Raw genomic sequence first — 24,622 nt, 5'->3', positions numbered from 1 at the left:
CTGCAAGGTAGTTTCCCCGCATGCCGCAGTTTTCGTATCGCGCTCGGAATGCGCAGGGGGGCCTCGTTGAAGGCGTCCTGGATTGTCCCGATCGCGCCTTCGCCATCCGGCAAATCGAACAGCTTCACTACGTCCCGGTGCGGATCGATGCCGTAGCCAGCGAGCCGCCTGCAGCGAAGAGCGGGAAAAACGGGGCAGCGACAAAAGCAGTCGCGGCTCCGGCGACAACCGCGGCGCCGGCCGTTCCCGCGACCCCATCCCAGAAGCTAAAAATTCCCCACAGCCAGTTGCTCATTTTCACCGAGCAGCTCGGACATTTGCTGAAGGCGGGCATGACCCTGGACGAAGGGCTATCGGTCCTCGAGAAACGCCTGAAACAGCCACGCGTGCAGGCGATGACCCACTCTTTGCACCAGGCCCTGGTGGACGGGCGTAGTTTTTCCCAGGCGTTGCGCGATTTTCCCCGCATCTTTCCGGCGATCTATGTGAATCTCGTCGCGGCGGGCGAAGCGAGCGGCGCGTTGCCGGACATTCTTACCCGCCTCGTCGAGCACCTGATGCAGTCGAAGAATCTGCGGGACCGCGTCCAGCAAGCGCTGATTTATCCGGCGTTTCTTGCCCTGGCGGGCGCGGGCCTGATCACGGTCTTCATCACCTTCATGGTGCCGCAACTGGTCGGCTTCATGTCGCAGAACGGCGGCACTCTGCCTTTGCCCACAAGGATCCTGTTGGGCGCGAATCATTTCATCACCGCCTACTGGTGGCTCGGTCTCCTGGCGGTCCTGGGCGTGATGATCGGCTTTCGCGCGTTCGTCCGCACGGACGAGGGGCGAACCGGCTGGGACCGCTTTCGCCTGATGATCCCGGGTTACGGGCGAGTGATCCGTCACCGGTATTACGCCCAGTTCTCGCGAACCATGGGAACCCTGATGGAAAATGGCGTCCCGTTGCTGAAGGCAATCGATCTCGTGAGCGAGATCGCGGGTAACCGTTATCTGGAAAAAAAGATCGCGGATGTCCGGCGCGCCGTCATCGATGGTGCGACGCTCTCGACCGCCCTGAGCGAGGAGCGACTTTTCCCGGAATTGTTCACCGACATGATGGCGGTGGGCGAACAGACGGGCCATTTCGCGCAGACCATGCAAACTATCGCTGACGTTTACGAGCGGGAGCTGGACCGCACGGTCAAGACCATCTCGGCCCTGGTCCCGCCCGTTATTATCGTGCTCATCGCGATTGTGGTCGGATTCGTGGTTTACAGTATCCTCTCGGCGGTGTTCGAGATGACACATAGTTTGCAGTTTCAACCGCACTGAGTTACTCTCCGACCGTAAATGCTAAATCGGACCGCTGCGTTCTTCCTTTTTCTCTGCGCGGTCGTCTCGACTCGCGGCCAGGACGTGCTGGTCGGAAGGCTCTCCAGGGATACCCCGAAGACTTCCGGCAAAAATGTCGAGAGCGCCTGGCTTGATCTTCGCCAAATCCCGGCGGCCAATTCCAAGCCGCAATCGACCCCGGATTGGGTCGAGTCGGTTTCGCTCGTTCCCGGGGACAAAACTCCCGGGCTTCCCGAGAAGACCATTTTCCGCATCCGCCTCGATCACCCGAGTCCTGACCTCCAGATGCTATTTTTCCGTTTGTTTTTCGACGACAACGCCGAGCAACAACCGCGTCTAATCGCCTGGAATGAATTGGGCACGATCGTAGTGCAATCCGGCCAGCTCGGTGGAGGCACCGGCCTCTCCACTTCGGAAAGTCTCATGGTGCCGATGGTGGGCGTCTCCACGATCGACCTGGAAGTTCCGGGAGATGGGAAAACGATCCGCGGCGCCTACATGGATTGGATGGCGAATGCGGAAGTGCTCCACCCGGTTAGCGCCGAACACCGCGACCTGATTCCCGAGCCTTTCTCCACGATGGCCCCGCTCCATCCGGCGGAACATGATTCGGAAAAATTCGGCACCGTGACTGCGTCGCTGGCGGATGAAACGATCCGGATCGGCGCGAGCGTTTCCCAAGGCGCAGCGTTTCAATTCGGCCTCGAATCGGAACCGCTCATGGCGCTGCTCACGTTCGAAGTGGCGAGCCCCAATATTGCTTCGCCGCCCGAAGTTTTCCTCAATGGCGAAAGTCTCGGGGCGGTTGCCATCACTCTGCCGGAGCTGGCCGATCCTGGATATCGTGGGATGACCCAGTCGCTCATCCGCGGCATGAGCTTTCAATACACCGGCTGGCTCCGCGCCCAAAAGCTGGTGCCGGCCAGTAACTTGAAGGTGGGAACGAACGATCTCCTCATCATTGGCGGCGCTGGGACGCCCATTTCGGCCATCCGCGCGACCCAGATTCAATTGAAATATCTCTGGGATAAAACAGATTATCAGCTCCAGACTGATCGTTAATCGCCATGAGAACAAACCATCGCCAAAGCGCGTTCACCCTGTTGGAAATCATGCTGGTGATCAGCATCATCGTCATTCTTTTGGGAGTAGCGATCAACAAGCTCGGTAATACCACGGGAATGGCCAAGGGCGTGGCCGTAAAGGCGGACATCCAGGCGATTGGCACACAGCTAAAGCTTTACGAAAGCATGAATGGATACGCGCCGACCACCGAGCAGGGACTGCAGGCTCTCGTGACCCAACCTTCCACCGACCCGAAACCGCAGCGGTGGTATCAACTCTTCAAAGAGATTCCGAAAGATCCCTGGGGAAATAACTATATTTATCTCTCTCCCGGCCGGCGGAACCCGACCTCATACGATCTTTATTCGGCCGGACCAGATCGCCGGGCGGATACCGCCGACGACGACTGGGGCAACTAGGCTTACTCCGGCTCCGCGCCCGGCGCGTTCTTCGCTGCGGAGGAATTGCGTGGAATAGCGCCTCGCACGCGTGGAGGCAGCGTGGGCAACATCGGCCCTAATCTCTGCCGGCCGCGCTATCCAGATTCGGTTGAAGATGAGATTTCTTTTACAGTCTTCGCACACCGCTCTGACACACGATTTCGAACATCGTGCCTAACTACGCATATGAAAAAGCCAATGCTCCTCGGTCGACAGAGCGCGTTCACTCTGTTGGAAATCATGCTGGTGATTAGTATCATCGTCATTCTTTTGGGCGTGGCGATCAACAAGCTCGGTAATACCACGGGAATGGCCAAGGGTGTGGCCGTGAAAGCGGACATCCAGGCGATTGGCACGCAGCTAAAGCTTTACGAAAGCATGAATGGATACGCACCGTCCACCGAGCAGGGACTCCAGGCTCTCGTGACTCAACCTTCCACCGACCCGAAACCACAGCGGTGGTATCAGCTCTTCAAGGAAATTCCGAAAGATCCCTGGGGAAATAACTATATCTATCTCTCTCCCGGCCGGCGGAACTCTACCTCATACGATCTTTATTCAGCCGGACCAGATCGCAAGGCGGATAGCGCCGACGACGACTGGGGCGGCTAAGCTTACTCCGGCTCCGCGCCCGGCGCGTCCTTGCCGCGGAGGGATTGCGTGGAATCACGCCTCGCACGCGTGGAGGCGGCGTGGGCAACATCGGCCCTAATCTCTCTGCCGTCCGCGCTACCCAGGTTCGGTTGAAAGATGAGATATCTTTTACAGTCTTCGCACGCAGCTCTGACACACGATTTCGAGATTGTGTCTAACTGAGCAAATGAAAAAACCAGTGCTCCTAGGTCCACAGAGCGCGTTTACTCTGTTGGAAATCATGCTGGTGATCAGCATCATCGTCGTTCTTTTGGGAGTGGCGATTAGCAAGATAGTTGGGACCAGGGACGTGGCCACGTCAGTGGCAGTCCAAGCCGACATTCAGTCGATTGGCACGCAACTAAAGCTTTACGAAAGCTTGAACGGCTATCCACCCACGACCGAACAAGGTCTGCAAGCTCTCGTTACGCAGCCTTCCAGCGATCCCAAGCCTCAGCGTTGGCATCAGCTCTTCAAGGAAATTCCGAGAGATCCGTGGGGCAACAATTACATTTATCTCTCTCCCGGCCGCAAGAACTCCACAGGATACGATCTCTATTCGGCTGGACGGGACCGGAAAGCCGATACGGCCGACGACGACTGGGGCGGCTAGGATTTACTCCGGCTCAGCGCCCGGGTCTTTCGCCGCGGCGGGATTGCGTGGAATAACGCCTCGCACCCGCGGCGGCGGCGACGGCAGCATCGGCACCGGGGCTGGTTTCTGGAAACTGGCTGGCGGCTGGACCGCCTGGGGCACAGTCACGCCCGGCACAACCGGCTGAAGTGGAACGCCCGGCGGCGGCGGGACCTGTTGCTGCTCGATCGCCGCCTTGGCCGGGTTTGGATTCTGCCCACCGGTGGCCACCGGCGCGTGAAGGAGGGCTTCATTAAACGACAGAGTCGCGGTCTGCCCATCCTTCGTGATCGTCACCTTGGTCGCACCCACTTTGTCCGACCATTCGATGTTGGTGATCGTGTAGCCCTCTTCGGTCTGGTTGGTCGTCAGGTATTTTTTGAAATTCTTGTCCGCGTTCGAGGCGAGCGTGACCATGTCGCCATCAGCGGAATGGGCCGCATTGGCAATGTAAAGGTCCTTGGCAAAATTCGGCGCGACCACCGGCGCCACCACCGCCGTCGCCACGGCAAAGGGTGATCGATCCAGCATCGCCTGGTAACGCGCGAAGGTGAACGGCTTCGGGACATCGTCCGCCGCGAGGAAGCGCAACGGCATGGTGCCCGCGAGCACGAGAAGAACGGTCCTGGTCTTCATAATTCTCATTCTGTTACTTCAGTTTGGGACAACAAGGGAAGGCGCACCGTTCGAATATCCTTATTTTCCGGCCGGCGCAAACCAGCGCGCAATCTTGAATTTCCCGCGCATCATCGTCGGATCGGAGGGGTCGATGTTAAGAGTCACGTTTTCAAAAACCACGAACGATTCCGGCTGCTGAACGTCGTAGAGGAAATGGAGGAGCGGCGGCCAGGGACTCTTGGTGTCGATGGAAGCGAAAACCGACTGGCGATCCGGCGTGGCGTCGCTGGTGCCGATGGCCGGGTTTTCAATCAGCACATTGTGCTTGCTGGCCACACCTTTGATCTGGTCGAGAAGAGTAGAGGCTTCTCCCGGCCCTTTCAGAACCGGCTGATGAGCCTTGAGCCATTCCGACCGAGTGTTCCACAGGTCGCGCTCCTTGATATAAACCTCCTGGGCTTTGCGGGTCGCTTTTTGCTCGGCCAGCTCCGCGCGGGCGGCGTCGAGCGAGCTGAAAAGTTTGCCCCAAACGTAGAGATTAAGGAGAAAAAAGACGGTCCCGGCCACGATCGCGGCCAGAAAGCGCTCCCGTCGGTTCATCCGGTGGTACCAGGCGGGCATCATTTCGGTTTTCCCTCCAGGCGAAACTGGGCGTGGTCGTTAGGCAGGAGTCGGGGCGCGCCCAGCTCGAACTGAAACGCCTGCAGATCCGGGTTCTTCTTTACTTTTTCGGCAAACTGGTAGGCCAGCGCCGCCGAGTTCGCTTCCCCATCCACTGAGATTTGCTTGGCCGATTGGTTGAAAACGGTAATTCGAACGTCCGCGGAGGGCAGGCTATCGAAGAGATGGAGAATGACTTCGATCGGGTAATAGCGTGGGTCGATCGCCGGGGCGAGCGCCTTCCATCGGGCTTCCGTTGTCTTGACAAATTCCGTGCGGGGCGCATCGCGCGAGATCCGCTTATTCAACTGTCGAATCTGCACCCGGAGATAAACGAGATAGGCCAAGAAAAGGAGAAGCACGCCGGCATACGCGCCAGCGAGGATGAGGAGGCGTTTTCGCCAATCCTTTTGCCTGACGAGTTGAGCACGGCGTTGCCGCCAGCTCTCGGGAAGAAGGTTCAGCTTCGTTTCGGCCGGCGGCGCCTCGATCGCGATCAATTCGGACGGCATGGCGAAAATGCCCTCCACGGTGTCGCGCAGTTCGAATAAACTTTCCGCGAGGAGAATTCGCGGCGCGGAAGTGTTGATGCCCTGTAGCTCCGCGCTCAGGGCGAGTTGCGGCAAATCGCGCTGGAGTTGGAGGGGGTCGGCCGCATCGAGAGTGGAGGTGAAACTCAATTTGCCTTCCTCCGCGATGGCGCAAACGATGGAATCACTTTCCGGATAAATCAGGAGGGAGGTCCCCTGCGGCGCGTGGGTGGCCGCTCGATGCACCGCGTAAACCGTGACCTGCCGTGGAATCAGCCCTCGGGAAAGCAGAGGCGCGGCGAGCTGGTTTAGTTTCTCATTGTGCACCGCCACGGCGGAAATGACACTGCCGGTTTCGCTCTGGGAAATGATTTCCGAATCGGTCGTCATTTCATCCGTCGAGTACGGCATCGCTTTTTCGACCTGGATCCGGACCATCTCGACGAACTCCGAGGGATCGGTGGTGGGCAGCTGGAGGCGTTGCGCCAGGACGAGGTCCAGGGGGAGCGCGAGCACGATGTCGTCGCCCGGACGCAGCAGTTCCGCCGCCTCGTCGAGAGACGCCACACCGCGCACTTCCCAGGCGCCGTTGTGTTGCGCCATGCGCACCAGGTCCCAGCCCCCCGCGGCCGGAATCAGGTAACTGCGTTTTACTTCCGTCTCGATATTAAAGTTCCTTCCAGGTTCCGGGGACTAATTGAACGCCTCCTGCTTTGCGGACCACCACTCGCACGGTTCGGGTTACGGCTCCAGATTTCCCTATGCTGACGATGCGGAGTACTTGTGGTTGGCCAGGCTGAGTAATAGTGACTAATTGTCCAAGTTGAGCATACTGCGCCGCCTGCAGGCCCAGCGCAACTTGAACGTCTTGCGGGGTCTTAAAAACGAAATCGTCTTCGGTGCCCTCTTCTTCGTCAGGGCCGCGGCGCAGGGACAAAAAGCGATCGACCATGCCATCCGTTATTCCGGGCAAGGACAGGAGGACGTCGCGCGTGGCCCACTGCAAATCGATCGAGCCGGGCGGGTCACTCTTCAGGGTCAGGTCCTCGTCCCAGCCGGGCCGGGAAGTGAATTCGTCCCAACCCCGCACACGTTTCAAATCTTCCAGGTTCGCCAGTGGTTTGTTGGCCGGCTTATAACCCGGCTCGTCTTCCGCTCCATTAATTTGAACCAGGTTGTCGGGATCAATCCAGTCGATCAGGCAATCGATCATCCGCTCGCGGTCGTTTAAGTCGATGCCTTTGACTTCCAGGAATTTTCGCAGCAGCTCGCGGTGACCAAGGGGATCCTGCCCGCCCAGCATCGCGGCCACGATCAAATTCAAATTCAGGCGCCCTGCCTCCCCGGTAATATGAGCTTCGTAGCTTTGGCCCGGTGCGAACCCTCCTCTAAGCACCGGCGAGTTCGGCAGAACCATGGGATGCATCGCCACGTCCACGCCGGAACAGGCCATCGCCACTGCCTCGAGCGACCGGTTCGCGTAGCCTGAATTCGTGACCTTGGTGCCGATATCGAGCGCCCATGAAATGATCATCGCGCTGAGTAAGAAAAGGGCCCAAAGCGAAAGCAAGATGGCGGCGCCCCGCGCCCGGCGGAAGCGGCGCCGTTTGGACACGGGAACGAAATCGCGCCCGACCTTGCCGGGACGCGCCTCATCGGCCGCCGCTGGTTTCTGTTTAACCATTAGAGAGGAGTTCGCCCCAGGGCGATAATTGCCTGCCAGTTTGCCCGATTTGGCCTCTCCAGAATTACTTCGACGAGTCGAGGTAGAGTCGAGGAATCGGTCCATCGATCGACCCAGGCGTTCAATCGCGGATCGAAATATCGAATGCGCATCCCGCGCACGTCATCCATCACCGGAACCCAGGTTTCCCCGTCGTCAGAGCCTTCCGCGGCGTCCCGTGGCCTGCGCAGAAACCCCAGCTGCATTTTGTCACTCTTCTCCATCGGCCGCAGCCGCATGCGAACGGCAAATTCGCCTTCGGCGTAGCGGGTCAGGAGCCCGGGACCGGTTGAACAAAACCAGGTGATCTCATCGCGGGGTCGGTCGTTGAACTTGAAAGGTTCGCCGCTCAGCGCGCCGACACCCGGCGGCAGCTCCTGCCACTCGGTGGTCAGAAGATCGAGCAATCCCGAGTAACGCGCTTCTTCCATTGTTTCGGACGCATTGAGGCGCAGGACCGTGATGTTTGATTGCACGAAGCGATAAATCGCCAGGCACATCATTCCCAGAATGCCCGCGGCCAGCGCGATTTCGAGGAGCGTAAACCCGCGGGAACGGCGCCCTTTAACCATTGCGATAAACATAGAAATCGATCTTCCTCACCTGCTCGATCCCGTTCCGGGTCCACTCCGCCCGCAGCCTCACTACGTTGATCCCTTGTAGCTCGACGTTTTTGTCCCCCTTCAGGCCCGCCGGCTCGCTCGTCTGAATCAGTCTTACCTCGCCATACCCGGTATCGATTTTTATTTCCTTGCGCCGGTCGGGAAATCCCGGAGTCGCCTGGACTTCGGCCATGCGGTTGGCCAGGATTTGGCGCACCCGATCTTCCTGCGAACTCAGGCCGCTGGCGTTGATGCAATTTTGAGCCGATTTGCCCAGCGCGATAACGCCCACGGCGAAAATCGCCAGGCCGAGCAGCACTTCGTAAAGCGCGAACGCGCTTGGCCTTCGTTTATCGCGCCACATAGTTTGAAACTTCGGCGCGGGCCGTGAGGGCGGAATACCTCGCCGTCCACCCGCCGTTTCTTCCCCGATATGTAACGACGGCAGGCTCACAGTTGCCTGACGACCAAAAGATCCACTCCGGCGGCGGATCGTCGATCAAGGCCGAAGGAAATGAAATGCGCAGCGATTCGCCCTTGTTGAATTTCCACACGGCCACCGGCTCACGGTCTTCTCCCCGAAGAAGGGCTTCCGGCCGCAAGACCAAATTGCCCTCCCGCCACATGATCAAATAGGAACGCCGCTCGGCGATGCTCCGCTCGTGAGCCTGGCGGACAAGGCTGTTAAAGGCATCGAGCGACTTGCGCAGGCGCCGATCCGCCAGGACACCGTTCATGCTCGGCACCGCCAGCATGAGGATGATGACGAGAATGACGACCGCAATCGCCAGCTCCATCAACGTAAATCCTCCCTCGCGTTTCATGGGAAAAGTTACGTGCTTCGCCGCAAATCACAAGATAGGCCTGGGGACGAACCCATTGCGCCGGGACCTTTTCATGTGCCCAGTTAGGCACAATCCACGAAATCGTATGTCAGATCTTCGTGCGAAGATTGTAAAAGAAATCTCGAATTTGAACTGAATCTCGGCGCCGCGGATGGCAGAAATCAGTGTCGATGTTGCCCACGCTGCCTGCACGCGCGCTTGTTGTCGCGACCGCGAGCTGTCTTCCGATAATAGCCCAGCGCTAAAGCGCTGGGCTATTTTCAGGAAGGGTCTGCGGAAAGAAATGCGGCGCACGACCGAGGAGCATTGGTTTTTCCGTCGCAACCAGCCGCTAAAAAAACGCAAGCGACCGGCAGCGGCTGCCAGGCGTATGTGATAATTTTAGCCCGTGAAGGAAATCACGGCGCTGGCAAAACCCTCGGAGATCGACGCCCAGCTCGACCCGTGTTCGCCCCATTGCCGGAGCGCTCGCGCCGCCGCCCGCCGCCGTTCCGGCATGATCGCCGCCAGCCTTTCCCTGGCGGCGGCCGCCGTCGTTGGGGTCCTGATCTGGCAAGGTTTGACCGAGCAGGGCGCTCCCGACCCGTTGCGGCCCAATACGAGCCCGACCGTCGCGTTTCTCGACATCGGGGTCCTTGTCTTTCGTGAAGGCCTGGAGTGCATCCTGGTGCTGGCTGCCGTGACGGCAAGCATGACCGGAACGAAACAAGCCCATCGCCGCCCCGTGGCCGTAGGCGCCGCCATTGCCTTCGGTGCGACTTTGGTCACGTGGTTGATCGCCGTGCGCGTTCTCGGCTCGCTCATGGAGAGCGTTCCGGCGCTCGATCTCCAGGCGGCGACCGGCTTGCTGGCCGTGGTCGTGCTCCTCGTGATCATGAACTGGTTCTTCCACAAAATTTATTGGGGCGGCTGGATTCGCGCGCACAATCGGCGGCGAAAGACGCTTCTCGCCAATGGAAGCGGGTCCACTCATTCGCGCTTGTGGTGGGGCCTGGTCCTGCTGGGATTCACCTCGCTTTACCGGGAAGGGTTCGAGGTGGTTCTTTTTCTCCAAAGCTATCAGCTGCGCCTGGGCGGCGCGGTGGTTTTCAAAGGCGCGCTCCTGGGTCTCCTGCTCTCCGGCATGGTGGCGGTGCTCACCTTTATTCTGCAACAGCGCCTGCCCTATCGAAAAATGCTGATCACGACGGGAATCCTCCTCGGCGTAGTTCTGCTGGTCATGGTGGGCGAACAGGCGCAGGAGATGCAGTTGGCCCACTGGATTTCGCGCACGGAAATTCCGTGGCTGGTCGACGTTCTCCCCGCCTGGGTTGGGATGTGGTTCGCGATTTTCCCGACCTACGAAACGCTCATCGCCCAGGGTGTCGCCGCCGTTTTGGTAGTCGGTTCGTATTATGCCGCCCGGCATTTTGGCGGGTTGCCACCCGAGCTCGAAGAAACGCCTCAGCCCGCGCCGGACGCGCGGATCGTGGAGCAGCTGGAAACTGTTCCATGATGGGCATCGAACTCACGCTTATCCCCAGACAACGGCCGGCCATCTGATCCACCGGCCGGCTAATTCCTTGAGTTTTCTAATGACAAAACGCATTCTCTTTATCCTCGCCGCGATCACGCTACTGCCGCTGTTTTCATCCGAGGCCGGCTCACGGCGCTTCACCTACGTTTATGAAGTGACCACTTCGCCCCCGGGCGATGTCGAAATTGAAAACTGGGTGATGTGGAAAACGCGAAAACCGGACGATCACGGGTTCGACCAGGTCGAATTCCGGCACGAGCTCGAATTCGGAATCACCGACAAATTCCAGATGGCGGTTTACGTCGCCGACTGGAACTACCATCACGGGATATCGGCGGGCGAACCCGGCTTCACCCTCGAAGGTTCCGCGATCGAGCTGATCTACAACTTCACCAACCCCGTGGATGACCCGATCGGCCTCTCGGTTTACCAGGAATTCAAGGCTGGCTATCGGCTCTTCGAATCGGAGTCGAAAATTCTGGCCCAAAAGAATTTTGGCCGCTTCGTCGTCGCCTACAATGCGGTTCTCGAGGCTGAATGGGAGGGCGAAGGACTCGAGGAGCGCGAAGGCGAATTCCAGCAGTCGTTAGGCCTGAGCTATGAGGTGAACCCGCACTTCCTTTTCGGCGCCGAGCTCCTCCACGAAATCGCCTTTCCCGATTGGTCGGAATCTGAGCCCGGTAAATTTTTCGCCGGTCCCAACGTTTCCTTCCGGAAGAATAACTGGTGGGTCACCCTGACCGCGTTGGGCCAGGTGACCAACGCCGGCGACGAACCGGACCTTCAAGTTCGAACCATCTTTGGCTTCTCGTTTTAAAAATGAAAACTCGTAACTTTTTCGCAGGAGCGGCACTCGGGGTCTGTGCGCTTTTCCTGGATGCCTGTGGATCGACCGCCTCGCTGGCTCCGCCGGTCACGCCTGCCCTGGTTAAGGCTGCGTCACGCGAAAAGGCGGACGCCGCTACCCTCACGGCCGGGCGCTCAATCTTCGTCAGCCGGTGTATCCAGTGTCATGCCCTGCAGGACGTTTCCCGGTTCAACGCCCCGCGTTTGACCGCAATCGTCGGAATGATGTCGCGCCGCGCTAATTTGAACCCTGCCCAGCATGACGCCCTCTTGAAGTATTTGCAGACCGTTCGTTCGCTCTAAACAGGCCGTCGGCAACATTTTCCGCATCGCCCGGAGGACCAACCGATCTGCCTGCAGGGGCATGATCCTAGCTATCTTTCCCGGCACGCATGGACCGGAAGACAGTTGACGCATTGCTAACCGGCATGCTCGAAAGCAGCGAGGATGTTTCCGACCTGCTTTTCATCTCGGGAAAGCCGCCGCTGGTTGAGGTCCACGGCCGGTTAAGCGAATTTCAGATCGACACGCCGGGATCGGTCCTCACCCCGCAACAAATCGAGCAACTGGCTGGGCAAATCATCAACGGCAACGAGCGTCTCCGTTTGGACTTCGCCAACACAGGGTCGTGCGATTGCAGCTACGCCATCGAAAATATCGCCCGCTTCCGGGTCAACATCTTCAAACAGAATGGCCGTCACGCTATCGTGATGCGCAAACTGCGATCAAAGATTCCGACGCTCGATAGCCTCGGACTGCCGCCAATTTTCCGCGAAATGGTCAAGGAAAAGGACGGCATCATTCTTCTCACCGGCGGGACGGGGACCGGCAAGACCACCACCCTGGCGGCGATGATAAACGAGCTGAACCAGACGCAGGATATCCACATCGTTACCCTCGAGGATCCCATCGAATTTTTTCACGAACATGGCAAGGCCGCGATCAGCCAGCGCGAGTTAGGCAAGGATTTTCCAAACTTCGCGGATGGCATGCGGGCGGCGTTGCGTCAGGCGCCGAAGGCAATCCTGGTCGGCGAAATTCGTGACCGCGAGACGCTCGAGATAGCGATGACGGCCTCTGAAACCGGCCACGTTGTTTTTACCACTCTCCACACGACCAATGCCGGCCAGACCATCAACCGGATCCTTGGCATGTTTCCGCGCGAGGAAGAGGCCCAACTCCGCCAACGCCTCTCCCCACTGCTCCGCTACGTCGTCAGCCAGCGACTCGTGAACAAGGTGAATGGCGGCCGTCTGCTCGTTACGGAAATCATGGGCAGCAATCTGCGCACGCGCGAAACCATTCTTTACGGCGAATCGGAGAACAAATCGTTTCAGGAGATCATCGAAGCGGCCACGAACCAGGGGTGGCACACGTTCGACCAATCGATCCTCGAAGCCTACAAGGCCGACATCGTCAGCGAAGAAACCGCGATGACGTCCTGCACGAACAAAGGCAAAATGCGCCGGGATATCGATCAGATCCAAAGACAGCGCGGCGCCAAGCTGGAACAGGCGCCTTCCGGGCTGAAGATGAATATCCCCGAACCGATCCGGATCATCGAAGAACCGGTCTCGCCTCCGTCCCCGCCGCCTTTGGCGCGGTAAATGGAGACGGCCGGTCTGGAGACGGCCTGCCCTCAGGCCGTTGTTTGCTCGCCGCCCCCCCGGGGCCGGAGGCAGGCCGGCTCCAAGGAATCAACATTCTGGTTGAATGACGCGTCCCCGCTCTGATCTTCGGAAATGCGGTTCCGATCTTTCGTCTTCGCTCTCTTCCTCTGCCCCTTCCTTCTTCCAGCTGCTCGCGGAGCCGACCCTTCGCCAGCCCTCCCCGGAACGATCGACGAGAAGCTTTTTCGCGGAATGCAATGGCGCCAGGTAGGACCGTTCCGCGGGGGGCGCGCCCTGGCCATCGAGGGCATTGCGGGAGAACCGGGCACGTGTTATTTCGGCGCGGTCGCGGGCGGCGTCTGGAAGACAACGGATGGCGGCGCAAATTGGACGCCCCTTTTTGACAAGGAAGCCATTTCATCCATCGGCGCGGTGGCCGTCGCGCCCTCGGATCACAACGTCATTTATGTCGGCACGGGTGAAGCAGCCGTTCGCGGAAACATCTCCTACGGGACTGGAGTTTATAAATCGGTCGACGCCGGCAAGACCTGGAAGAACATCGGCCTGAAAGACACGCGACATATCGGGGGGCTCATCGTCGACCCCCGGAATGCCGACATCGTCCTCGTGGCCGCGCTCGGTCACATCTTTGGTCCGAACCAGGAGCGCGGGATCTTTCGCACCACCGATGGGGGCAAGACCTGGGCGAAAGTCCTGGGCAAAGATCAGGATACGGGCGGGATCGAAGTGGTGTTCGACCCGCAAAACTCAAACATCGTTTTTGCGGCGCTCTGGCAGGCGCGACGCCAGCCGTGGTTCTTCTCCAGCGGCGGGCCGGGCAGCGGTTTGTATCGGTCGGAAGACGGTGGCGCTACCTGGAAGCGGCTGGAGGGCAACGGACTGCCGGAGGGCATCCTGGGCCGGATCGGCGTAAGCGTGTCGGGCGCCGATTCAAGCCGGGTTTACGCCCTCATCGAAGCGAAAGAAGGAGGATTATTCCGCTCGGAAGATGGCGGCGCGAAATGGACGCGGGTCAATGAAGACGGCCGTTTCCGGCAACGGGCCTGGTATTTCAGCAAGGTTTACGCGGACCCGAAAGCCGCCGACACAGTTTATGTCCTGAACACGGGCCTGTTTCGCTCGGTTGATGGCGGGAAATCATTCACCCTGTTGCCCGCGCGTCACGGAGATCATCACGGTCTCTGGATCGATCCCCAGAATCCGCAACGAATTGCCAATGCCAACGACGGCGGCGCTGCTATTTCGACGGATGGAGGCAAGACCTGGACAACGCAAAACAATCAACCGACTGCGCAGTTTTATCACGTGGCCGTGGACAACGCGTTTCCGTATCACATTTACGGCGCGCAACAGGACAGCTCGAATGTCGGCATAGCCAGCCGGACCGATTCGGGCGTGATCGCTCGCGAAGACTGGTTCCAGGCCGGCGGCGGTGAGTGCGGCTTCGTAATCCCAGACCCTCGTGACTGGCAACTGATTTATTCCAACAACGAAGGGTACCTGACGGTTTACGATAAGAAAAAGGAGCACGCTCATGATGCGAGCGTTCTCCCGCTGGACAATTCCGGACACGGCGCGGCCGATCTCGCTCATCGCTTTCAATGGATTTCGCCGCTTCTCCTTTCGCCCCACGATCCGGACACGATTTACACCGCGGCCGAAAGCGTTTTCAAAACGACGGACAAGGGAAACAGCTGGACGAAAATCAGCGGCGATCTCACCCGTAACGACAAGAGCAAGCAACAACCCAGCGGCGGCCCGCTCACCAACGACATTACTTCGGTCGAATATTACGACACGGTTTTCGCGCTCGCCGAGTCGCCGAAGAAAAAAGGAATGCTCTGGGCCGGCACGGACGACGGGCTGGTTCACCTAACGACTGATGAGGGCGCGCATTGGGCAAACGTTTCGCCGAAAGCGCCGGAGTGGAGCACGGTAAGCCTGATCGATCCCTCCCCCCATGACCCCGCGGTCGCGTACGTCGTTTTCGATCGGCATAAGCTCGACGATTTCAAACCATACATTTTCAAGACAGGCGATTCCGGAAAAACCTGGACGGCGATCACGACCGGGATCCCGGAAGGCGCTTACGTCCACGCCGTCCGGGAAGATCCGGCGAAGCGCGGATTGCTCTACGCGGGAACGGAGACGGGCGTTTATGTGTCGTTCGATGACGGCGGGCGTTGGCAGCCACTGCAATGGAACCTGCCTGTCACCCCGATCCACGATCTGGTCGTTAAAGATGACGACCTCGTGGTGGCTACCCACGGCCGCTCCTTCTGGGTCCTCGACGACATCACCCCGTTGCGCCAGGTGACGGCGCAATCAGCGCAAATGGACGCGCTCCTTTATCAGCCCCAGACGGCCCTGCGCTTGCATTACCCGACCGAGGCCGACAAACGGCAACCGGTCGGCGACAATCCGCCATCCGGCGCGATTATCGATTATTACCTGAAGGTCGCGGCGAAGGATGAAGTCACCCTCGATATCATCGACGCGCAGGGAAAGGTCGTGCGCCATTTGTCGAGCAAGGACAAAAAGAAGAACGATCAACCGCCCGAATGGCCAGACCAGATCGAGACGCCCCGCACGATTCCCGCCGCCGAAGGGATGAATCGGTTCGCGTGGGATTTGCATTACGATGACCCGATCGAAACCCCGGGCGCCTTTTATTACGGCGAAGGCCCTCGCGGGCCACTCGCTCTTCCCGGTGAATACCAGGTGAAAATGACCGCGGGCGGCAAAACGCAAACCGTCCCGCTCCATCTCGTGATCGATCCGCGGATCAAGGACGCGGAGCCTGTGATCGCGAGGCAGTTCGAATTGTCAGCGAAAGTCGCGGGACGGATCGGGGAACTGCACCAGGCGATCAACGAGATTCGCAATGTAAAGACCCAGCTCCAGGGGTTGCATAAGCGATTCGGCGACGATGAACGGTTGAAGACTGCCCTCGCGGCCGCGGACGACCTGGAAAAGAAAATGGTCGCCGTCGAAGAGCAACTCATTCAGGTCAACATGAAGGGTTCCGAGGGCAATCTCGCGTTCCCGAACATGCTGAACGAAGCCTTCTATTCCTTCAGCCGGACAATCGAGTACGCGGATTACGGACCGACTCAGCCGCAACAAGAGGTCTTCAAACAGCTCGATGGCCGGCTGGACGAGCAGCTAAAAAAATGGACTCAGCTCAAGACTGAAGAGGTGCCGAAGATCGCGGCCTTGATCCGGCAGGCCGAGTTGCCCGCCATCTCCGTGGGCGAGAAACCGTGACGGGTTATGTTTTATCGACGCTGTATTTGCCTGGACCGACGAAGAGAATTCCGGCCAGGACGAAGCAGATTTCGATCGAGGGAAGAGCGATGCGAAAACCACCGCCATGTTTGACGCCGATCGCATGGGCAATGGCGACGAGCAGCAAAATCAGAATCCCGGGCCGAAAGAACAATCCGAAAATGACCAGAACGCTGCCAATTGAGCCGAGCAGCGCGCCGATGAACCCCCACAGCTGAAAATGCGAATGAATGCCGATATTCCTAACCCCAGCTCCGAAATGCCCCCAGGCACTTGGCCCACCGAGCAGCACCGGCGCGGTGTAAAGGAGGAAGAGGACGCCTATGCTGACGCGCAACAGGAGCAGGCCGAAATCGGCGTATTTGGCGAGGAAAGCCATTCGCATGGCGCGATGATCAAACCGTTACCTGATAGATGCAAATCAAACTCTCGAGCTAGCGTGCACCTCAAGGAACGGCGATTTGAAATCGCCGACGAAGAGAACGGCGGTTTCAAACCGCCGCTCCTTGAAGCTTTTGAAGCGCTCCGCGTTTTATGAACAAGGCCGTTCTATTAGCCGCCGGCCGCGGGACCAGAATGCGTGAGCTCACGGAAGCGCTCCCCAAGCCGATGCTCGAGGTGCGCGGCAAGCCGGTCCTGCAGCATATCGTCGAAGGGCTGCGCGATGCGGGCCTGATTGACTTATTGATCGTCGTCGGCTGGCGCGCAGAGGTCGTGCGCGAATTTTTCCAGAACGGTTCGAAGCTCGGAGTGCGCATCGATTACACCACTCAGGAGGCGCAGAACGGGACCGGCAAGGTCGTTGAATTGGCGCGTCCGTTTGTCGGCAGCGAACCGTTTGTCCTGAGTTACGGCGACATTCTTGTGGCGCCGCAAAATTATTCGCGGATTTGCGCGGCACTAGCGGACGCCGAAGCAGTGGTCAGCGTGAAGCGGAGCGACGACGTCAGCCAGGGCGGCGCTGTTTTCGTGAATGAAGAATTCCACCTCGTCGATCTGCGTGAGAAACCGAAACCCGGAGAGCCGACCAGTCCCTGGTACAACGCCGGGGTGTATGTCTTTCGATCGAGTATCTTCGATCACATTGCGAAGCTCGAGCGTTCGCCGCGCGGCGAATACGAGCTCACCGACGCGATCCGCAATCTCGCGCTGGCCGGGAAGAAAGTTCGGGCGCTCGAGTTATCGGGAGATTGGGCCGATGTAAGGGACCCTGAGATCCTGGCGCGACTAAATGCAAAACCGTAGCTGTAGCGGCGGTCTCTGACCGTCGTTGTAGCGGCGGTCTCTGACCGTCGTTGTGAAGCGAGCGCTTTCGACGGTCAGAGACCGCCGCTACAGGGAAAGCAGGCCTACGGCGTTTCCTCAACGGGCGCCTCGGCGGCCGGCTCCTCCCCAATCTCTTCTTCGATCTCGCGCCGGCGCTTCGGAGAGATAAGCAGACGTAGAAATCCGTAAAGGAGGTAGACGAGAAAGACAATCGCCGCCATCCACTGGTAAAACTTAACCGTGACGGCAATGAGGCCGATCACGATCAAGAACCGAGTGGCAGACTGCGTCGTGCGCCAGTTGACCGCCTTGAAGCTGGGATAGCGCACCTTGCTAAACATCATGGCGGACAAAAAGATCATCAAAAACGGAAGCACGTACTTCCATCTCCCGATCGAGCGCTGCCCTTCGTCGAGCCAGAGGAGGAAAAGCGTGATGGAGGCGATGACGCCGGCCGCCGCTGTGATTGGAAAGCCGGTAAAGTTCTTGTCGGCCCCACCTCCGCCGCCTTCCGCGGCGACGCAATTAAACCGGGCGAGCCGGAGGGTCCCGCAGGCGAGGTAAACGAAGGCCACCATCCAACCGAGGTTTTGGAATTCGCCCAGGACAATCTGGTAAACCAGGAGTGCAGGCGCGATTCCAAACGAAACCACATCGGCGAGCGAGTCGAACTCGCGCCCGAAAGCGCTGTCGTGTCCGCCGAGGCGGGCTAGCCGGCCATCAAGCAGATCGAAAATGCAGGCGGCGAGGATGAACCAGATCGCGTCGTGAAACTTCAGCGCCGCGAGCCGGAAATCCGTGTCCTGGGCGCCATCGTAAATGCACAGAACGGCCGCGAAGCCGCAAAAGAGATTGCCGGCCGTCATTAGATTCGGCAGCAGATAAATCTTGGGATTGGGCGTGCTCATTCTCTAACGAAGCCGGGCGATCACACTCAAACCGCCTGTCACGCGGTCCCCTACCTTTACCAGAACCTCGGCATCCAGAGGCAAATATACTTCCGTTCGCGATCCGAAGCGAATCATCCCAAAGTGCTCCCCCTTCCGGAGTTCGTCTCCGACTTCCGACCAGCCCACAATTCGGCGCGCGATCATTCCCGTTAGCTGGCGAACGACGAAGGTGCCGCGCGAATTTTGAAACGCCCAGGTCAGGGCCCGGTTCTTCGTCGTGCAATCGGCATGGCGCGCATCGAGACAAAGTCCGGCGTGCGCTTTGCGGTAAATAATTTTGCCCTCGACCGGCGCGCGGTTGGTGTGGACGTCGAAGACGGAAAGAAAAATGCCGACTCGCTTTTGGCGGGCATGGACGACTTCGGGCTCATCAATTTCGACGATGTCGGCAACGGTGCCGTCGGCTGCGGCCAGGACGGCGTCAGGGTCTGTCGGAGAAACGCGCGGCGGGTCGCGGAAAAACCAGAAGACGTAAATGGCCAGCAGGCCAACGAGAATGAGCAGCCAGGGCAGGAAGAACGCGCTCAGGATGGCGGCCAGCAAAAGGGCCGCGAAAATCCAACGCGCTTCGTAAAGGGTTTGGAACCGCATGCGACGGGGAGTTTCGGGGGCGCTGGACACCGGGTCAAGCACGCCGCAGAACCGCCTAAAACAGGGGTCCGCAGGGGCCGCCTCGGGATGTCCCGGGAGGGGCAGACGCCTATTCCTCCCCCACCCACTAAATACTGTGCTCCGCCCCCGCCCCACCCCCAATTTGTTGCGCAAAATAAGGTCCCAAAACGATACAATATCGGTTGTTGAAAGGCCGTTTTTCGCCTATGTTTTCCGCTGTATATGCCAGCCACTGCTTTGCGGGTTCAAGATGACGAAAATTCGGACAATCGGAAACGACAAACCGACGCCACCGGGATCAGTCAAAGCCAGAAATACGACGCCGCCCAGATCGATAAACTCGAGGGTCTGGAGGCGGTTCGGAAGCGCCCCGGCATGTATATCGGCGACCCGGACGAGCGCGGGTTGCACCACATGGTTTTCGAAGTGCTCGACAACTCGATCGACGAGCATTTGGCCGGTTTCTGCACCCGAATCGATGTCGCCATCCACGTCGACGGGTCCGTTTCGGTAAAGGACAATGGGCGCGGCATTCCGGTCGACACCCATCCGAAATGGAAGATGCCGGCGGTCGAATTGGTCCTGACGAATCTGCACGCGGGCGGAAAATTCGGACAGGGAGCCTACAAATATTCGGGCGGCCTGCACGGCGTCGGGGCGAAATGCGTCAACGCCCTTTCCGATTGGTTCAAGGTCGAGGTCTCGCGCGAGGGCAAGGTGCATCACATGGCGTTCGAGCGGGGCAAGACGACCCAGAAATTGGAAGTGATCGGCGAGCTTAAGAACAAGAAGCAGACCGGCACGCTCATCACGTTCTTCCCCGACCCGACGATCTTCACGATCACGACTGAGTTTAAGTTCGAACGGTTGGCGAGCCGTTTGCGCGAGCTGGCCTTCCTGAATCCGGGTCTCGAGATCACGCTCGTCGATGAACGAAGCGAGTCCGGAAAAAAGGAAACGTTCCTCTACAAAAAAGGGATCGAAGAGTTTGTTCGCGAGCTGGGCGAGAACAAACAGGTCATTCACCCAAAGCCCGTCGTGCTTTCCCGGCAGCGCGATGAAGTCTTTGTCGACGTCGTTCTCCAATACAACGACAGCTACAACGACCAGATCCTTTGTTTCGCGAACTCGATTCCGAATCCGGACGGCGGCACGCATTTGACCGGTTTCCGGAGCGCACTGACGAAAGCAGTCAATCAGTACGCGAAGACGAACGGGCTGACGAAAGAGAAGGACCCGGCGATCTCCGGCGATGACGTGCGCGAGGGCTTGATCTGCGTGCTCAGCATCAAGCTGCCGAACCCGCGGTTCGAATCGCAGACCAAGGTGAAGCTCGTGAACACCGAGATCGACGGCATCGTGAACTCGATCGTTTACGAAGGGCTGATGACCTTTTTCGATCAGACTCCGCCGGTCGCGCGACGAATTTTCGACAAGGTCCTGACGGCCGCGCGCGCGCGCGAAGCCGCCCGGAAAGCGCGCGAGACGATCCGGAAAGGTGCGCTCACTGGGGGCGGGCTTCCGGGAAAGCTGGCGGATTGTTCCGAGCGCGATCCGGATCTGACCGAGCTTTACATCGTCGAGGGTGATTCCGCTGGCGGCTCGGCGAAGCAGGGTCGCGATCGGCGTTACCAGGCGATTCTGCCGATCCGCGGCAAACTGATCAACGTCGAGAAAGCGCGGATCGATCAGTTCCTCAAGAACACCGAAATCCAGTCGATGATCACGGCGATCGGGACCGGGATAGGCAAACCGAAGGAGGAGATCGAAGGCACCCCGAAGAGCAAAGACGAAACAAGCTTCGATATTTCGAAGCTCCGCTACGGGCGCATCATTATCATGACCGACGCCGACGTGGACGGCTCGCACATCCGCACCCTGTTGCTCACCTTTTTCTTCCGGCAGATGACCGAACTGGTGCGAGCTGGCAAAATCTACATTGCCCAGCCGCCGCTCTATCAAATCAAGCGGAAGAAGCGCGAAGAATACGTCGACGACGACGTGCAACTGAATAAGATCCTGATCACGCTCGGGGCGGAAGACGTTCGCTTGAAGAACCTGGCGGACGACAAGGAGCTTTCGGCCGCGCAGTTAAAGGACATTCTCGAATCACTTGAGAGACTGGCGAAGCTCAGTGAGTCGATCCGGCGGCATGGCGGCGATTTCGAAAGCTTCCTGGGCGAGCGCGCAAAGAAGACCGGTAAACTTCCGACCTATCTCGTGAAGGCGCGCGATGGGAACGAGGAAATCGTGCACTACTTCCACGACGAAAAAGAAGTCCGAAAGTTTCACGAGGAAAATCCGGACCTGAATCTGTTCGAGGACGAGACGCAGCAGGAGTTGCTGCCGCTGGCGAGTCCGACCGTGGCGAAAACCAACGGCGCGAGCCGGCGGCGCGGCAAACTGGTCGAGCTCCACGAGTCGACGACAATCCAGAAGATTATGGGCGAGCTGGCCCGCAAAGGATTGCAGGTCGAGCATTACGCGGCCGCCGATCGCCCGATCTTTGAGCTGATCGAAGGCGAAGGGGACAAGGCCACCGTTCATCCCCTCTTCTCGATCCCGGAGATCCATCAGAAGATCGTCGAGATCGGCCGGCGCGGCGTCCAGATCAAGCGTTTCAAAGGCCTTGGCGAAATGAACGCCAAAGAACTTTTCAACACCACCATGGACCCCGAGAAGCGCAAGCTCCTCAAGGTCGATCTTAACGACGACAACGCCGTCGACGCCGACAAAATGTTCACCATCCTCATGGGCGACGTGGTGGAACCGCGCCGGCAATTCATCGAGGACAACGCCTTAAACGTCCGAAACCTTGATGTATAACCCAAACGAAAAAGTAGAGCCGATCAACGTAGCCGAGGAAGTATCGAGGTCGTTCCTCGACTACTCGATGTCGGTCATCATCTCGCGGGCGTTGCCGGATGCGCGGGACGGGCTGAAGCCATCGCAGCGGCGCATCCTTTACGCCATGCACGATCTGTCGCTCTTCCCGAACCGGCAGCACCGGAAATGCGCCAAGATTTGCGGCGACACGAGCGGTAACTACCACCCGCACGGCGAAGCGGTGATTTACCCGACGCTCGTCCACATGGCCCAGGCCTGGGCGATGCGCGAGACGCTCGTCGACGGCCAGGGTAACTTCGGCTCGGTTGAAGGCGATCCGCCGGCCGCCATGCGTTACACCGAGGCGCGCATGACCCATCTCGGCGCGGCCCTCATGACCGACATGGACAAGGAGACGGTCGATTTCGTCCCGAACTACGACGAGACCCGGACCGAGCCCACTGTTTTCCCCGCGGCGTTCCCAAATCTTCTCGTCAATGGCGGCACCGGCATCGCCGTGGGCATGGCAACGAACATGCCGCCGCACAATCTCGGCGAAGTAATCGACGGCATTTGCGCGCAGATCGACGACCCGGAAATCACCCTCGAGGATTTGAGGAAGCACGTGAAGGGGCCGGATTTCCCGACCGGCTGCGCCATTCTCGGGCTCTCCGGCATTAAGCAGTATCTGGAGACCGGTCGCGGCAGCATGAAAGTCCGCGGCAAAGCGGGGGTTGAAGAGCTGAAGGGGAACCGCGAGCAGATCGTCATTACCGAGATTCCTTACAACGTAAATCGCGCCACCCTCGTCGAGCGCATCGCGGCCCTTGTAAATGACAAGGTGCTTGGCGACATCACTGCCATCCGGGACGAATCGGACGAGAACACCCGCGTGGTCATCGAACTGAAACGGGACGCGAACCCGAAGATCGTCATCAACAATCTTTACAAGCACACCGCGATGGAGAGCTCGTTCGCGGTCAACATGCTGGCGATCGATCACGGCCGGCCAAAGCTCCTTTCGCTCAAGGCCGCGAACCAGGCCTATATCGATCACCGGCGCGACGTCGTTCTCCGCCGGACCCGCTTCGAGTTACGCAAGGCCGAGGAACGCGCCGAGACCCTCGAAGGTTACTTGATCGCGCTGGCGAACCTCGACGAATTCATCCGGATCATTCGCGGATCGGCCAACCGGGATGAAGCCCGGGTGAAATTGCTCGCGTTCGAGTTCACCCGGAAGCAGGTCGAGAAAATTGGGATTCTGATCCGGAACGAAGCGCGGCTGGTCGACGGCCGTTACGCCTTCAGCGAACACCAGGCGAACCAGATCCTCGATTTGCGCCTCTATCAACTCACCGGGCTCGAGCGGGAGAAGATCGAGAAGGAATACAGTGAATTGCTCGATACGATCAAGGACCTGCGCGACATCCTCGCGAAAGAATCGCGGGTCTTCCAGATCATCAAGAAAGAGCTCCGCGAGATTCGCGACAAACACGCGTCGCCGCGGTTGACCCAGCTCGTTCCCGACGAGGGCGAGATCAACATGGAAGACCTGATCGCGAACGAGGGATGCATTATCAGCATCACTCACGGCGGGTTCATCAAGCGGACTGCGGTGAGCGCCTTCCGGGCCCAGCGGCGTGGCGGCAAAGGCGTGATCGGCATGACGACGCGGGAGGGCGCTACCGAAGAAGAAGAGGGCGATTTCATCGAACATCTCTTCACCGCGACTACGCACGATTACCTGATGTTCTTCACCGAATCGGGCCGCGCCTACGTCGAGAAGGTTTACGAGATTCCGGAAATGGGGCGGGCCGCGAAGGGCCGTTCGATCGCCAACCTCCTCGATCTTCGGTCCGACGAGAAAATCGCGGCCACGATCCGGATTCAATCCAAGAAATCAGGCACCGGCGCCGCCCAGACCGATGAGACGTGGGACGAGAAACTTCACGTCGTTTTCGCGACCCGCTCGGGCATCGTCAAGAAATCCAACCTGTCGGATTACAGCAACGTCCGGAAAGGCGGCATCATCGCGATCCAGATCGAAGAGGGCGACCGATTGATCGACGCGAAGTTGACGACGGGCGACAACGAAATCGTGCTGATCACCAAGGAAGGAATGAGTCTTCGTTTCCACGAAGAGCAACTGCGCGATCAGGGCCGAAACACGGTAGGCGTCTGGGGGATTCGGCCGGAGAAAGGCGACTGGGTCGTGGCCAACGCGATCGTCAATCCGAACGCGATGCTGCTGGTCGCCGGCGAAAATGGAATCGGGAAACGGACGCCGTTCGACGATTACCGGCGCCAGTCCCGTGGCGGCAAAGGGATCATCACGATGAAGACCGGGGAAAAGACCGGTAACGTGGTCGGCGCGCTCAGCGTCACCGAAAGCGACGAACTAATGCTTATCACGACCAAGGGCCAGATGGTGCGGACACGGGTGAAGGAAATCCGGGCGGTGGGCCGCAATACGATGGGCGTGAAGCTGATGGATTTGCGCGGAGCCGAAAAGCTCCAGGCGATTGCGCCGGTGGTGAGCCAGGTGGAAGAAGACGCTCAAACCGAAGCGGCGCCGTCCGAAAAATAGTTTCTCAAGCGAG

The 24,622-nt window shown here is 59.1% G+C and carries 23 protein-coding genes; 13 read left to right on the top strand and 10 right to left on the bottom strand.

Going from position 1 to position 24,622, the window contains the following annotated elements; genetic code table 11:
- Positions 1-20: 20 nt before the first annotated feature.
- From VJU77_14345 to gspG (VJU77_14325), 5 genes are all read left to right on the top strand, one after another.
- Positions 21-1,316: a type II secretion system F family protein gene (locus VJU77_14345; GenBank protein HKP04528.1), complete on the top strand. Its 1,296-nt coding sequence runs from the start codon at positions 21-23 to the stop codon at positions 1,314-1,316.
- An 18-nt stretch (positions 1,317-1,334) separates the two neighbouring features.
- A complete protein-coding gene (locus tag VJU77_14340) occupies positions 1,335-2,399 on the top strand; it encodes a hypothetical protein (protein HKP04527.1) in 1,065 nt (354 codons plus the stop codon).
- Positions 2,400-2,404: 5 nt separating this feature from the next.
- Positions 2,405-2,821 (top strand): type II secretion system major pseudopilin GspG, encoded by a 417-nt coding sequence (gene gspG, locus VJU77_14335; protein ID HKP04526.1) that lies wholly within the window; start codon positions 2,405-2,407, stop codon positions 2,819-2,821.
- 207 nt (positions 2,822-3,028) lie between these two features.
- Positions 3,029-3,454 (top strand): type II secretion system major pseudopilin GspG, encoded by a 426-nt coding sequence (gspG, locus tag VJU77_14330; GenBank protein HKP04525.1) that lies wholly within the window; start codon positions 3,029-3,031, stop codon positions 3,452-3,454.
- Between the two features lie 208 nt (positions 3,455-3,662).
- Positions 3,663-4,088, top strand: a complete 426-nt coding sequence (gene gspG / locus VJU77_14325; GenBank protein ID HKP04524.1) for a type II secretion system major pseudopilin GspG — start codon at positions 3,663-3,665, stop codon at positions 4,086-4,088.
- A 3-nt stretch (positions 4,089-4,091) separates the two neighbouring features.
- On the opposite strand, the gene VJU77_14320 is transcribed toward gspG (VJU77_14325), so the two are convergent.
- The 7 genes from VJU77_14320 to VJU77_14290 all read right to left on the bottom strand — a co-directional run bounded on the left by VJU77_14320 (position 4,092) and on the right by VJU77_14290 (position 9,066).
- Positions 4,092-4,745 carry a hypothetical protein gene (locus VJU77_14320; protein ID HKP04523.1) on the bottom strand — a complete coding sequence of 218 codons (654 nt, stop codon included), beginning with the start codon at positions 4,743-4,745 and terminating at the stop codon, positions 4,092-4,094.
- Positions 4,746-4,805: 60 nt separating this feature from the next.
- On the bottom strand, positions 4,806-5,351 hold the full coding sequence (locus tag VJU77_14315) for a hypothetical protein (GenBank protein HKP04522.1): 546 nt from the start codon (positions 5,349-5,351) through the stop codon (positions 4,806-4,808).
- Positions 5,348-6,520, bottom strand: coding sequence for a hypothetical protein (locus VJU77_14310; protein ID HKP04521.1), 1,173 nt, complete (start codon positions 6,518-6,520; stop codon positions 5,348-5,350). Before VJU77_14310 ends, VJU77_14315 begins: the two co-directional genes overlap by 4 nt.
- Positions 6,521-6,584: 64 nt before the next feature.
- The gene (locus VJU77_14305; GenBank protein ID HKP04520.1) at positions 6,585-7,601 is read right to left on the bottom strand and encodes a hypothetical protein; all 1,017 of its coding nucleotides are present in this window, start codon (positions 7,599-7,601) and stop codon (positions 6,585-6,587) included.
- Complete coding sequence (locus VJU77_14300) at positions 7,601-8,212, bottom strand: type II secretion system protein GspJ (protein ID HKP04519.1); 612 nt, start codon at positions 8,210-8,212, stop codon at positions 7,601-7,603. Before VJU77_14300 ends, VJU77_14305 begins: the two co-directional genes overlap by 1 nt.
- The gene (locus tag VJU77_14295; protein HKP04518.1) at positions 8,205-8,606 is read right to left on the bottom strand and encodes a hypothetical protein; all 402 of its coding nucleotides are present in this window, start codon (positions 8,604-8,606) and stop codon (positions 8,205-8,207) included. The genes VJU77_14300 and VJU77_14295 overlap by 8 nt, the downstream gene beginning before the upstream one ends.
- Positions 8,593-9,066, bottom strand: coding sequence for a prepilin-type N-terminal cleavage/methylation domain-containing protein (locus VJU77_14290; protein HKP04517.1), 474 nt, complete (start codon positions 9,064-9,066; stop codon positions 8,593-8,595). Before VJU77_14290 ends, VJU77_14295 begins: the two co-directional genes overlap by 14 nt.
- Before the next feature lie 409 nt (positions 9,067-9,475).
- Between VJU77_14290 and VJU77_14285 the strand changes: the two genes are divergently transcribed.
- The 5 genes from VJU77_14285 (at position 9,476) to VJU77_14265 (ending at position 16,347) form a co-directional block, all read left to right on the top strand.
- Entirely contained in the window at positions 9,476-10,582 is a 1,107-nt protein-coding gene (locus VJU77_14285; protein ID HKP04516.1) for an FTR1 family protein, read from the top strand.
- A gap of 79 nt (positions 10,583-10,661) precedes the next feature.
- Positions 10,662-11,420 (top strand): DUF6662 family protein, encoded by a 759-nt coding sequence (locus tag VJU77_14280; GenBank protein ID HKP04515.1) that lies wholly within the window; start codon positions 10,662-10,664, stop codon positions 11,418-11,420.
- Between the two features lie 2 nt (positions 11,421-11,422).
- A complete protein-coding gene (locus VJU77_14275) occupies positions 11,423-11,752 on the top strand; it encodes a hypothetical protein (GenBank protein HKP04514.1) in 330 nt (109 codons plus the stop codon).
- Between the two features lie 89 nt (positions 11,753-11,841).
- Entirely contained in the window at positions 11,842-13,056 is a 1,215-nt protein-coding gene (locus tag VJU77_14270; GenBank protein HKP04513.1) for a PilT/PilU family type 4a pilus ATPase, read from the top strand.
- A gap of 135 nt (positions 13,057-13,191) precedes the next feature.
- A complete protein-coding gene (locus VJU77_14265; protein HKP04512.1) occupies positions 13,192-16,347 on the top strand; it encodes a hypothetical protein in 3,156 nt (1,051 codons plus the stop codon).
- A 4-nt stretch (positions 16,348-16,351) separates the two neighbouring features.
- Here VJU77_14265 and VJU77_14260 read toward each other — a convergent pair whose 3' ends face one another.
- The gene (locus VJU77_14260; GenBank protein ID HKP04511.1) at positions 16,352-16,747 is read right to left on the bottom strand and encodes a hypothetical protein; all 396 of its coding nucleotides are present in this window, start codon (positions 16,745-16,747) and stop codon (positions 16,352-16,354) included.
- A gap of 155 nt (positions 16,748-16,902) precedes the next feature.
- On the opposite strand from VJU77_14260, the gene VJU77_14255 reads away from it, so the two are divergent.
- A complete protein-coding gene (locus VJU77_14255) occupies positions 16,903-17,613 on the top strand; it encodes a sugar phosphate nucleotidyltransferase (protein ID HKP04510.1) in 711 nt (236 codons plus the stop codon).
- 104 nt (positions 17,614-17,717) lie between these two features.
- On the opposite strand, the gene pssA is transcribed toward VJU77_14255, so the two are convergent.
- Together pssA and VJU77_14245 are read right to left on the bottom strand one after the other, a co-directional pair.
- Entirely contained in the window at positions 17,718-18,542 is an 825-nt protein-coding gene (gene pssA / locus VJU77_14250) for a CDP-diacylglycerol--serine O-phosphatidyltransferase (protein ID HKP04509.1), read from the bottom strand.
- A 3-nt stretch (positions 18,543-18,545) separates the two neighbouring features.
- Positions 18,546-19,175 (bottom strand): phosphatidylserine decarboxylase, encoded by a 630-nt coding sequence (locus VJU77_14245; GenBank protein HKP04508.1) that lies wholly within the window; start codon positions 19,173-19,175, stop codon positions 18,546-18,548.
- Positions 19,176-19,418: 243 nt separating this feature from the next.
- Between VJU77_14245 and gyrB the strand changes: the two genes are divergently transcribed.
- Together gyrB and gyrA are read left to right on the top strand one after the other, a co-directional pair.
- Positions 19,419-22,022: a DNA topoisomerase (ATP-hydrolyzing) subunit B gene (gyrB, locus tag VJU77_14240; GenBank protein ID HKP04507.1), complete on the top strand. Its 2,604-nt coding sequence runs from the start codon at positions 19,419-19,421 to the stop codon at positions 22,020-22,022.
- Entirely contained in the window at positions 22,015-24,609 is a 2,595-nt protein-coding gene (gene gyrA / locus VJU77_14235) for a DNA gyrase subunit A (protein ID HKP04506.1), read from the top strand. The genes gyrB and gyrA overlap by 8 nt, the downstream gene beginning before the upstream one ends.
- Positions 24,610-24,622 lie beyond the last annotated feature (13 nt).

This window comes from Chthoniobacterales bacterium (assembly GCA_035274845.1).
GTDB lineage: Bacteria > Verrucomicrobiota > Verrucomicrobiia > Chthoniobacterales > UBA10450 > AV80.
Note: the sequence above shows the minus strand (reverse complement) of the source record. Positions and strands in the feature narration are given on the sequence as shown.

Bases quoted from the DNA above. Each gene is read 5' to 3' on its own strand.
- VJU77_14345 (HKP04528.1), top strand. From the start codon at position 21: ATGCCGCAGTTTTCGTATCGCGCTCGGAATGCGCAGGGGGGCCTCGTT.
- VJU77_14340 (HKP04527.1), top strand. From the start codon at position 1,335: ATGCTAAATCGGACCGCTGCGTTCTTCCTTTTTCTCTGCGCGGTCGTC.
- gspG (HKP04526.1), top strand. From the start codon at position 2,405: ATGAGAACAAACCATCGCCAAAGCGCGTTCACCCTGTTGGAAATCATG.
- gspG (HKP04525.1), top strand. From the start codon at position 3,029: ATGAAAAAGCCAATGCTCCTCGGTCGACAGAGCGCGTTCACTCTGTTG.
- gspG (HKP04524.1), top strand. From the start codon at position 3,663: ATGAAAAAACCAGTGCTCCTAGGTCCACAGAGCGCGTTTACTCTGTTG.
- VJU77_14320 (HKP04523.1), bottom strand. From the start codon at position 4,745: ATGAAGACCAGGACCGTTCTTCTCGTGCTCGCGGGCACCATGCCGTTG.
- VJU77_14315 (HKP04522.1), bottom strand. From the start codon at position 5,351: ATGATGCCCGCCTGGTACCACCGGATGAACCGACGGGAGCGCTTTCTG.
- VJU77_14310 (HKP04521.1), bottom strand. From the start codon at position 6,520: ATGGCGCAACACAACGGCGCCTGGGAAGTGCGCGGTGTGGCGTCTCTC.
- VJU77_14305 (HKP04520.1), bottom strand. From the start codon at position 7,601: ATGGTTAAACAGAAACCAGCGGCGGCCGATGAGGCGCGTCCCGGCAAG.
- VJU77_14300 (HKP04519.1), bottom strand. From the start codon at position 8,212: ATGGTTAAAGGGCGCCGTTCCCGCGGGTTTACGCTCCTCGAAATCGCG.
- VJU77_14295 (HKP04518.1), bottom strand. From the start codon at position 8,606: ATGTGGCGCGATAAACGAAGGCCAAGCGCGTTCGCGCTTTACGAAGTG.
- VJU77_14290 (HKP04517.1), bottom strand. From the start codon at position 9,066: ATGAAACGCGAGGGAGGATTTACGTTGATGGAGCTGGCGATTGCGGTC.
- VJU77_14280 (HKP04515.1), top strand. From the start codon at position 10,662: ATGACAAAACGCATTCTCTTTATCCTCGCCGCGATCACGCTACTGCCG.
- VJU77_14275 (HKP04514.1), top strand. From the start codon at position 11,423: ATGAAAACTCGTAACTTTTTCGCAGGAGCGGCACTCGGGGTCTGTGCG.
- VJU77_14270 (HKP04513.1), top strand. From the start codon at position 11,842: ATGGACCGGAAGACAGTTGACGCATTGCTAACCGGCATGCTCGAAAGC.
- VJU77_14265 (HKP04512.1), top strand. From the start codon at position 13,192: ATGCGGTTCCGATCTTTCGTCTTCGCTCTCTTCCTCTGCCCCTTCCTT.
- VJU77_14260 (HKP04511.1), bottom strand. From the start codon at position 16,747: ATGGCTTTCCTCGCCAAATACGCCGATTTCGGCCTGCTCCTGTTGCGC.
- VJU77_14255 (HKP04510.1), top strand. From the start codon at position 16,903: ATGAACAAGGCCGTTCTATTAGCCGCCGGCCGCGGGACCAGAATGCGT.
- pssA (HKP04509.1), bottom strand. From the start codon at position 18,542: ATGAGCACGCCCAATCCCAAGATTTATCTGCTGCCGAATCTAATGACG.
- VJU77_14245 (HKP04508.1), bottom strand. From the start codon at position 19,175: ATGCGGTTCCAAACCCTTTACGAAGCGCGTTGGATTTTCGCGGCCCTT.
- gyrB (HKP04507.1), top strand. From the start codon at position 19,419: ATGCCAGCCACTGCTTTGCGGGTTCAAGATGACGAAAATTCGGACAAT.
- gyrA (HKP04506.1), top strand. From the start codon at position 22,015: ATGTATAACCCAAACGAAAAAGTAGAGCCGATCAACGTAGCCGAGGAA.